Annotated in this window: 11 protein-coding genes; 2 read left to right on the top strand and 9 right to left on the bottom strand. The window is 67.2% G+C overall.

Annotation, left to right across the window (positions count from 1 at the left end; genetic code table 11):
- Positions 1 to 358: 358 nt before the first annotated feature.
- The 6 genes from ACFWPQ_RS51555 to ACFWPQ_RS51530 all read right to left on the bottom strand — a co-directional run bounded on the left by ACFWPQ_RS51555 (position 359) and on the right by ACFWPQ_RS51530 (position 4,846).
- The gene (locus tag ACFWPQ_RS51555) at positions 359 to 838 is read right to left on the bottom strand and encodes a nitroreductase family deazaflavin-dependent oxidoreductase (protein ID WP_383721681.1); all 480 of its coding nucleotides are present in this window, start codon (positions 836 to 838) and stop codon (positions 359 to 361) included.
- A gap of 142 nt (positions 839 to 980) precedes the next feature.
- On the bottom strand, positions 981 to 1,175 hold the full coding sequence (locus ACFWPQ_RS51550; RefSeq protein WP_383721683.1) for a 4-oxalocrotonate tautomerase family protein: 195 nt from the start codon (positions 1,173 to 1,175) through the stop codon (positions 981 to 983).
- A gap of 9 nt (positions 1,176 to 1,184) precedes the next feature.
- Positions 1,185 to 1,445 (bottom strand): 4-oxalocrotonate tautomerase family protein, encoded by a 261-nt coding sequence (locus ACFWPQ_RS51545; protein ID WP_383721685.1) that lies wholly within the window; start codon positions 1,443 to 1,445, stop codon positions 1,185 to 1,187.
- Between the two features lie 70 nt (positions 1,446 to 1,515).
- A complete protein-coding gene (locus ACFWPQ_RS51540; protein WP_384052078.1) occupies positions 1,516 to 2,385 on the bottom strand; it encodes an alpha/beta hydrolase in 870 nt (289 codons plus the stop codon).
- Between the two features lie 74 nt (positions 2,386 to 2,459).
- Positions 2,460 to 3,446 (bottom strand): alpha/beta hydrolase, encoded by a 987-nt coding sequence (locus ACFWPQ_RS51535; protein WP_384052076.1) that lies wholly within the window; start codon positions 3,444 to 3,446, stop codon positions 2,460 to 2,462.
- Complete coding sequence (locus ACFWPQ_RS51530; protein WP_384052074.1) at positions 3,443 to 4,846, bottom strand: flavin-containing monooxygenase; 1,404 nt, start codon at positions 4,844 to 4,846, stop codon at positions 3,443 to 3,445. Before ACFWPQ_RS51530 ends, ACFWPQ_RS51535 begins: the two co-directional genes overlap by 4 nt.
- A gap of 115 nt (positions 4,847 to 4,961) precedes the next feature.
- Here ACFWPQ_RS51530 and ACFWPQ_RS51525 point away from each other — a divergent pair, with 115 nt between their 5' ends.
- On the top strand, positions 4,962 to 6,032 hold the full coding sequence (locus ACFWPQ_RS51525; protein WP_384052072.1) for a LuxR C-terminal-related transcriptional regulator: 1,071 nt from the start codon (positions 4,962 to 4,964) through the stop codon (positions 6,030 to 6,032).
- A gap of 467 nt (positions 6,033 to 6,499) precedes the next feature.
- Here the strand turns inward: ACFWPQ_RS51525 and ACFWPQ_RS51520 are convergent, their stop codons facing one another.
- From ACFWPQ_RS51520 to ACFWPQ_RS51510, 3 genes are all read right to left on the bottom strand, one after another.
- Positions 6,500 to 7,096, bottom strand: a complete 597-nt coding sequence (locus ACFWPQ_RS51520) for a cadmium resistance transporter (protein WP_383721695.1) — start codon at positions 7,094 to 7,096, stop codon at positions 6,500 to 6,502.
- A 178-nt stretch (positions 7,097 to 7,274) separates the two neighbouring features.
- A complete protein-coding gene (locus ACFWPQ_RS51515; protein WP_384052070.1) occupies positions 7,275 to 7,625 on the bottom strand; it encodes a hypothetical protein in 351 nt (116 codons plus the stop codon).
- 23 nt (positions 7,626 to 7,648) lie between these two features.
- The gene (locus ACFWPQ_RS51510) at positions 7,649 to 8,014 is read right to left on the bottom strand and encodes a hypothetical protein (protein ID WP_384052079.1); all 366 of its coding nucleotides are present in this window, start codon (positions 8,012 to 8,014) and stop codon (positions 7,649 to 7,651) included.
- 347 nt (positions 8,015 to 8,361) lie between these two features.
- Between ACFWPQ_RS51510 and ACFWPQ_RS51505 the strand changes: the two genes are divergently transcribed.
- The gene (locus tag ACFWPQ_RS51505; RefSeq protein ID WP_384052068.1) at positions 8,362 to 9,192 is read left to right on the top strand and encodes an enoyl-CoA hydratase/isomerase family protein; all 831 of its coding nucleotides are present in this window, start codon (positions 8,362 to 8,364) and stop codon (positions 9,190 to 9,192) included.
- Positions 9,193 to 9,294 lie beyond the last annotated feature (102 nt).

Here is a 9,294-nt window from a genome sequence, read left to right as displayed (position 1 = left end):
GACTCAGGAACCACCAGCCCAGCCATCCAGTCAGCGAACTCAACCGCTTCCGGACTCAGCTCAACAGCAGCGCGATCAGACACGTGACACCTCCATGGGAATTTATTGACACACCCGGCCCGCATGCCCCATACCTTCGGGAACACGTCAGGAGCAAGGGTGCATTGAGCGGTGTGTAGCCGATTCGACTTTCAAATCCGACTCTACAATTACCGAGTTTATTAACTCAACCCAGATCGTCTCAGACAAATGCGTGATCCAGTCGGCCATAACCGACCCGATAGCCGGCCATCTTCCGGCGCTGTCCGACGCCATCGGAGGAGAAGCCGAATCCCAGATTAACCACCGGGAGACGACCTCAGCGTGGCTGGAGGATGATGACCGGCAGTTCGCGTTCGGTCCAGCTCTGGTAGGAATCGAAGTCGGCATAGGCCTGCACCAGGCGAGGCCATAGGCGGGTCCGCTCGTCGGTGCCGGCCTGAACCGCCGTGACGGCACGATGCTCAGGTCCGATGTCGATGTGGGTGTCGGGTTGGGCCAGCAGGTTGCGGTACCACTGCGGGTGCTCGTGCCGTCCCGCAGCGGAGGCCACGACGATGACGTTGGGGCCGTCGGTGATATAGAGCAGCGGCGAGACGAACAACTTGCCGGACTTGCGGCCTCGATGTTCGAGAAGCAGAGTCGGTGCCGGCTTGCGGAACCCCGCACCGATGCGCAGGTTGCCACCGACCCGCCCTCGGGTGCGGCGATAGATCCACACGTGCGCCCGGCCGGCATAGCGAGTGATGGTCAGTGTCAGCCGCGAGTTCAACAGACTCGGCGGTTTCGATGCTTTCATATCAGTCAAGTTTCTCCTCGCGAGCGGTGACTGCCGTGGGGTTTGGCTGAGCCCGCCCACGGCACCGCGCAACTGCCGGTACGGAGCAGGGGTTCTCCCCGGCGTCAGAATGCCGTACTCGGCGACACGCCTCTGGAAGGGATCAACACGACACTCCAGACGTTGCGGTCCCTCCGGACTCGATGAGGCCCTCCGAGGGAATTTGTCGGATCGCGACGTTGATATGTGCGCGGGCGGAGCCAATTGATTCGTGGACGATGTCCACAATCCGGGCACCCAACTCGGCAAGTTCCTGCTCCGAGAGTCCCTCGCGTACGTCCACCTGAATGTACGGCATTGCCCCTCCCTACTTCTCGTCCACCAGTGCGCCGCGCTGACGCAGCTGCTCCGCACCCGCGATGTCCATACCGTCCGGCCCGGCAACGTAGTCCGCCACGTGCTCTCCGGCGTCGACAAAGTTGAACCCCGGCATTTCACGTATCACGAGAAACATTCGCTCGATCGGTTCGCCGGTCACCTCACTCACGGCCTTGGTCAAGCCGGCCGCCAGTCGACGCTTCTGGTCGTCGCTTCGGCCGCGCCGAATGTCGCACTGGATGATCGCCATGCTCCCTCTCCTTTGAGGTGCGTGTCGTCTGGCTTTTTCCCACCCCGCTGTCATCGCGGTGGCAACGCTGTTACTGGCCCACTTCTCGTGCCGTTTTACCGGCGTTTCCATGAAGTACGAAAAGCGAGCGCATCCATCTGCCCGCGTTCGCGAGCGAGGCGTCCGCCTCCTTGCTCTTCCCGGCCATCAGCTCGTGCGCGTGCTCCTGACCGGGCGCGCACTCGAAGGTCGTGTCGACACCCGCGGCCCTGGCCCGCTCGACGAAGCGCACGGCACCGTCCAACAGGACCTCGGCCTCACCCGCGGTGACGAAGACCGGCGGCAGACCGCTGAGATCGGCGTACAGGGGATTCGCCAGCGGCTCGGTCCGTGGCACCTCGCCGAGGTACAGGCCGGCCATCCTCTCGCTCACCTCGCGGCTCATGAGGGCATCGCTGTCGGCATTGCTCACGAAGGTGTCACCAAGGCTCTGCATGTCGATCCACGGCGAGAACGCCACGATGGCGGCGGGCAGCGGCTCGCCGAGGTCACGCAGCTTGAGGACGGAGGTGATCGCCAAGTTGCCTCCGGCCGAGTCGCCGGCGGTCGCGGTGTGCTCGGGTGCGATCCCCTGTCGGCGCAGCCATCGGTGGACGGTGACCAGGTCATCGATCTGGGCGGGGAACGGGTTCTCGGGTGCCAGGCGGTAGTCGACGACGGCCGCGTGCATGCCTGCCGCCTTGGCGAGATGCGCGGCGAGCTTGCGGTGACTGCTTGCGGAGTTCAGGGCCATGCCACCACCGTGGGCGTACACGATCAGCCGGTCCGCGGCCGCGTCCAGTGGCTTGGCGATGATGGCAGGCACGCCGTCGGCATCGACCTCCTCGTAGGTGACGTCGGTCGGCTCGGCCGCAAGCATGTGCAGCTGCTCCAGAAGGAGCCGCGTGTCATCGAGCTCCATGTCCGGATTCGCACTCAGCTTGCCGGCGATCTTTGCGTACCGGAGGTGGAGGGCGGTAGGTGTCGAGGTTCCCATCAACGCCTCTTTCGGGTGCTCGTCGGAGATGTCGCCGTCCCCGCCGCTTCAATGTCGGTGGGCGTGCCGTCCTTGGTAGGGGGCTCGGTGGCCTGTCGACTCCCTCCGATCACGGAATCGAGGAACTCCACCTGGTGCGCGGCCACAACGGCGCGGTGGCTGCCCAGCGCGTCGAGGTGATCGCAGGGGTAGTGCCGCACACGCGCCCTGCCCGCCGCGGCGAAAGCGGCCTTGGCGATCGCCTGTGGGGGGCCGGTCTGATCGAGATCGGCAATCTGGAACAACACCGGGCACGTGAGGTCTTTGGCGAGCCGGCCCGGCCGCACCGAAGACATCATCAAGGCGGCCCGCGCACCCACCTCGTTGCGGAATGTCGGACCGGCAATCGCCTCGATCGCCTCGGCCGCACCCGGCGCGGTCATGAACGCCGTGCTTCCCGGCGCGCCGGCGATCGGGACGTACACCGGCGGCTTGCCGCGCAGCGCGGCGGCAGCGTCGCGGACCGCCAGCGCACTGAGTCGGGCCATCGACACCGGGCCGTCGCGGCGCAGGCTCATCAGCGACGACGCGACCATGTCGACGCCGCCGACGACCGAAATCACCGCGGCTATCCGGGGGTCCTCGACGGCGACCGTCAGCACGTGTCCGCCGGCCAGCGACATGCCCCAGAGCACGATCTTCTCGGAGTCGACGCCGGGCAGACGGCGCGCATGCGCCACCGCGGCACGGAAGTCCTCAAGCTGGTGCTTGGGGTTCACAAGCTGGCGCGGCTCGCCGTCACTCGCGCCCAGATGGCGGAAGTCGAACAGCAGGACGTCGTATCCTGCTGCGGCAAACTGCTGGGCGTACGGCTCCAGACCGCTGTCACGCGTGCAGCCGAAGGCGTGGGCCATGACGACGCACGGCCGCCGGTCGCCGTCCCCGGACGTGTAGTGCCAGGCGGCGCAGCGCGTTCCACCGGAGAGGAAGTCACTGTCGCGCCTCATGCTGCGACCACCTCAGCCATGGCGCGTCCTGCGATCGCCGGCGGTGCCACCTGCGCGCGCCGGAGACCCGCAGGGAACTCACGGGTGAGCATGTCGTGCTCGTAGAGGTATCCGTCGACCTCCATCGTGTGGCGCGGGCTCTTGGCGAACTCGGCGTTGAAACGCTGCTCGTCGGCGATCGCGCGCTGCATGTCACCAGGCCCTGGGAGCGCGTAGAAACCGGCGGCATAGCGCGCGAGCAGTTTCGTCTGCAGCTCGATGAACGGGAACAAGGAAGGCAGCGGCTGCGCCAGTCCGAGAAAGACCAGGTCGTCGATGCCTGGCTTGAACATTCGTTTGTACAGCGGAAGGCGATTGTCCGGCGCGCTGATCAGATCGGCCTCGAAGAACGGGAAGCTGATGTTGTAACCCGTCGCATAGATGATGGCATCGATCTCTTCGACCGTGCCGTCGGTGAAGCGCACATGGTTTCCCGCCAGCTCGGCGACGTCGGGCTTGGCGACCGCGTCACCGGAACCCAGGCGCAGCAGCAGCTCGCTGGAGAGGGTCGGATGGGCCTGATGAAAGCGGTGGTTGGGCGTCGGCAGCCCGAAGTCCTCCATGCGTCCCGAGGCCAGGCGCGGCAACAGTGCCGCGAGGCCGCGCTGGATGCGCAACGGGATGTGCGGGCTGGTTTTGACGAGCCTGTCGACAGGACGCCCGAGGATGTACTTCGGGATCACGAAGGCGCCCGACCGCGTTGAGATGAAGGCCTTGCTCGCGACGCCCTTGCGCGCGAGTTCGGAGGTGATGTCGACGGCACTGTTGCCGATGCCGACGACGAGCACGCGCTTGTCACGCAGGTCCAGCGGCTCGGTCGGGTCGATGTAGTGGTGCGAGTGGATCACCGGCCCGTCGAACCGACCGGGGAAGCTCGGAAGGCGTGGGTCCCAGTGATGTCCGTTGCCGACAACGAGGAGGTCGAAGCGGTGCGTCCCGCCACCCGCGTGGAGCTCCCAGCCACCGCCGGGCAGGCGGCGCGCCGCAGTGACCTCGCAGTCGAAGCGAATCTGCTCCTGCAGGCCGAACGCATCGGCGTAGTCGAGGAGGTAGTCGTAGATTTCGGTGTGGTGCGGGAAGTCGGGATAGCGATCGTCCATCGGGAAGTCACGGAAGGACAGCGCCGTGCGGCTCGTGTCGATGTGCAAGCTGCGGTAGGCACTCGAACGGCCGTTGGTGTTCTTGAACGCCCAGTTGCCGCCGATGCGATCACCGGCCTCGAATACCGTGCAGGCGACACCGTAGTCCTGCAGGGCCTTGGCCGCGGTCAGGCCGCTGATCCCGGCCCCGATGACGCCGACGCTCGGCAGTGCTGTGCGGGCGACGGCAGTCGTCGCCGTCGATCTGATGTGCTTGGCCATGGCAGAAATCGTCACCGCGATGGCGTCGCGTCCTGAACCCCGCAACACGGGGGAAATCGAACCCCCCGCACATGGGGGGTTCGGCTCCCCCTGTACCGGGAGTACGGTCGGGCTCATGTGGACACCAGGTGCCCGGGCTGCCGCCGTTCGGGAGACCATAGCGGAACTCTGTGATTCGCCCCCCTCGGCGGCGGAGCTGATCGAGACCGTCGCCATGCTTGTGCGCAGCATCGTCCCCTACGACACCGGCTCCTGGATGATCACCGACCCGGACACGCTCCTGCCGGCGTCGATCCTCTCGGTCGACGCCACACCGGCGCTGCGCCGCGCGTTCACCGAACTCGAGCTCGACGGCGGCGACGACGTCAACACCTTCGACGCGCTCTCGCGCGCGGCCCAGCCCGTCGCGTCGCTGTCGCAGACCACGGACGGCAACCTCGTGGCGAGCCGTCGCTACCGCGAGGTCCACCGCCGCTTCGGCCTCGGAGACGAGCTGCGCGCGGTGGCTCGCAGCTCGAACGCCACGTGGGGCATGGGCTGTGTCAACCGGGCCGACGACGTGCCGGACTTCAGCGCTGAGGAAGTACGCTTCGTCACCGCGATCGCCAAACACCTGGGCGTGGGACTCCGCAAGGCGCTGGCGCGCAGGCAGGCCGACCCAGATCCGCTGCGCGCCCCAGGGGTGCTCGTCCTCGACGAACACATGAACATCGAGGCCAGCACCGGCCAGGCCCAGCGCTGGCTGAACACGTTGCAACCGACACTCGGCGGTGGATTGCCGACGCCGATCGAGACGGTCGCGTTGCAGGCCCAGATCAATGCGGCGCGCGAGAGTACGCAACGACCCGCGCGGTTGCGGCTGCAGGTGCCCGGTGGATGGCTGCTCGTCCACGCCGACGCGCTGAAGGCCACGGGTGCCGCCCCGCTCCGCGTCGCGGTCGTACTTGAGCCTGCAGGCCGCGCCGAGCTGATGCCGCTGCTGCTCGCGCTGCACGGACTGACCGAGCGTGAGCGCTACATCACGGAGCTGCTCGTCGAGGGTCTCGGCACCGACGAGATCGCCACTCGACTGTGCATCTCCCGCCACACGTTGCGTGACTACGTCAAGACGATCTTCGGCAAGGTCGGTGTCTGCAGCCGACCCGAGCTGACCGCCGCGCTGGCCCAGCAACCACTGGCGGCCTGAGGGGGTACCTCTTGCCATGCGAGGGGGGTGGACCGGTTGGTCCGTCGACCCCCACCATGCGTGAAGCCGATCCACGCGGCCAGTCCCTGGCGAGGGTGGCTTGTCAGTCCCGTTCGCACCGGATCGGACCCTTGAACCCGCACACGTTGTGCAACCGCCTGGCGGTGGACCCCGAGTTGAGGACGCCGGTGAACGCCTCGCACACGGCGCTCGATGAACACCTTCTGTGAGCCGCAGGTGCCGCCAGAGCCATGGAAGACCTCCTCGGCCGACTGCCGCCGGCACACCTCACGCACCGTCGGCGCACGATTCCGCCACTCGTGGAACCACGACTCGGATGCCCTCAGCGCCCGACAGGCGGTGCAGTACTTGACCTTCTGCTCGGCCATGGACGCGGGCGGCAGACGCACCATTGGAACGCAGAGCGGCGGCACCAGTCGGTACCGCCGCTCGGACGCTGGTGACCGCTACAGCCCGAAGGCGCCGCCCTCGATGAGGATGAGCAGGCCGATGCCGGTCAGGACGACGGGCAGGATGATGTGGCCCCAGCGGCTGAGGATTTCGGCGATGGCGGGTCGGGTGGCGAAGTACCGGCCCGCCGCGATCCACACGGCGAGCAGGACCAAGAACACCACGGCGTACACGCTCATGCCACCGATGCCTGCGGTGGCGAACACAGGCACGTACACCCCGATGTTGTCACCGCCGTTGGCAAAGGTGACCGCAGCTACCTCCAGGATCTTCGGCCCGCCCTCGCCTGTCTCCTTCTCGTCCTCAGGGTCCTTGCGGTGTCGCCACGCCTGCACAGCCGCCTTGATGCCGAGCGCGAGCGGCAGCAGGCCGAGATAGGGGATGGCGTCCTCGGGCAGGAAGGTAGCGCCGAACGCGGCTGCGATCGCGACGGCCAGGATGGCGGCGAAACCAAGGTACTGACCGGTGGCGATCCTCCGGGTCGAGCCCTTGTACCCGGCGCCCTGGGCGAAGAACAGGGCAAGGACCAGGATGTCGTCGATGTTGGTGACGGCGAACAGTCCCGCCGCCTGGCCGATGATGCCGAGGTTCACGACTGCACCGCCTTGGCGAGGCTGCCGCGCCGGCCGGAGTGCGACTCCTTGACGGGACCGGGATCGGCATGGCGGGTCTGGGGGTGTGGCTGCATGATCAACCTTCAAGAGCTTCGAGCTGGACGAGGTGCTGCGTATGCAGTCCGGCCGTTGGGCCGGCGGCTTCACGAGCGATCGGTCAGCAGCGAAGGATCTGCAGGTGGCTCAGCGTGGGCCGCAAGGCGTCTCCAGCGCCGGTGGCCATCGGCCTACCAGGCGGAGCGACTTGGGTCAGATGCACTGGGACAGTACTCGTCACCCAGTCCACGTTGCGGTCGCCGAGCGGCGCATGCTCCTGGAGTGTGTTCCGAGGCGGCATGGTCACGTCGTCGGAGAGGCAGACGGGTTGTCCGCAGCCGGTGTGCGCCAGGTCGGAGAGCACGGCCCCCGGTGCGACGGCGCCACTCACTGCTGCGGCTGAACCGCCTGCCGGCGTCATCAGCTGGTTGGGCATCACGAGGTACACCAGCAGCGCGGTGGCCGTCAGCACGACGACTCTCCACCCTCGCCGTATCACCGCGTCCTCCGTAGTCCCCGCCTGTGTCTCCTCGCGATCGCCGAGGCGACGGGACAGCATCGCATACCGGGCTCTGCCGAAGGCTTGCCTTCAGCCGCCGATCTGCGGCCGGGGTGGTCAGTTGCAGCAGAGCTTCGAGATGCACTTGTCCTTCTCCCGGCCTTGCCCCGAAGCCGCTCCCATTCATTGCCCTGGCTCTCCCGTAGACAGCTGCGGGCGATGGCTCGGCCACCGGTCGGTCCGATGAACGGCAACCCGCTGCGCCGCGCCTGCGACACCCAACTGTGCAGCGTCCCCGGGTGGATGCCCAGATCCTCAGCCGTCTCCGGAATCGGCTTCCGCGTCTCCGCTACGACCCGCACCGCTCCCTCACGGAACTCGGCGTCGTAGATGCGCCCCCTGAAAGCCACGACCCCATCAGGTCGCCCGTCGCCTCGGCTGCGCCCGTGACGCGGCCGGACGCCGCGGTCTTCCACCAGGCCCAGGTCTCCGGCAAGAGCGGCCCATAGTCGTCTGATGTCAAGTATTGGTCGCCTGAAGCCAAGCCCGTAGGACGTCGAAGTGCCACGATCGTGGGGTCGAGGCCACAGCCGTGCCAGAGTAATTAAATTACATGCGTAATGCAATATTTCTGCCGCGCGACACCGGCCGCCGAGAGTACCTGCCCACCGATGCGCATCCTCAGCGACCACACGAAAGGGACTGTCCGATGAGCCAGCCCAGCACGATCCGTCTAGAGCGCACGACCCCGCGGACCGCCAGGATCACGTTCGCGAATCCTCCGGCGAACCTGGTGATCCCCGAGACCGTAGTGACGTTGCACAAGATCGTCCGGGAGCTCGACGAGGATCCGGACATCCAGGTCGTCGTCTTCTCCAGCGAGATCCCCGACTTCTTCTTCAACCACTTCGACGGCGCCGCGGCCAACGACCTCCCGGTGCCCGAGCACGAGGACGACGCGCCGGTCTGGACCGACATGGTCCTGCGGTTGAGCAAGGCTTCGTTCGTCAGCATCGCGGTCATCCGTGGCCGCGCCCGCGGCGCGGGCAACGAGCTGGCCCTCGCCTGCGACCTGCGGTACGCCAGTCGCGAGAAGGCATTCTTCGGCCAGCCCGAGGTCGGTATCGGAATCGTCCCCGGCGGAGGTGGAACCGAGCGACTTCCCCGGTCCATAGGCCGCGACCGGGCGCTGGAGGCCATCCTCGGCAGCGCCGACTACGACGCCGACCTGGCCGAACGCTGGGGATGGGTCACGCGAGCCCTGCCCGACGTGGAACTCGACGCCTTCGTCGACGCGACGGTCGCCCGCCTCGCCTCCTTCGACCCGCAGGCATTGGCGACCGCGAAGGCTATGGTCGGCCGAGCCACACTGCCGCCGGACTCCCACCTGGTCACCGCCTACAACGAGTTTGCGGACTCGCTGACGACGCCGGGCTTCATGGCTCGTGCGGCGGCGCTCGGCGCACTGGTCGCCGACAAGGGTCTCGACGTCGAGTACTCGCTGGGCGAGTATCTCGGCCTGGCCAACCAGACCCCGTGATCACCTCTCGCCGTGGTCACCACCGTGCCTCGTGCAGGTAACCACGTCGACCAGAGCCTCCACGGCGGCCGGGGCCCCCCCCCCCCAGGTGGCCCCCCCCCC

The organism is Streptomyces sp. NPDC058464, assembly GCF_042721035.1.
Taxonomy (GTDB): domain Bacteria; phylum Actinomycetota; class Actinomycetes; order Streptomycetales; family Streptomycetaceae; genus Streptomyces.
The sequence above is the reverse complement of the archived record's forward strand: the minus strand, read 5'-3'. Positions and strand labels throughout refer to the sequence as shown.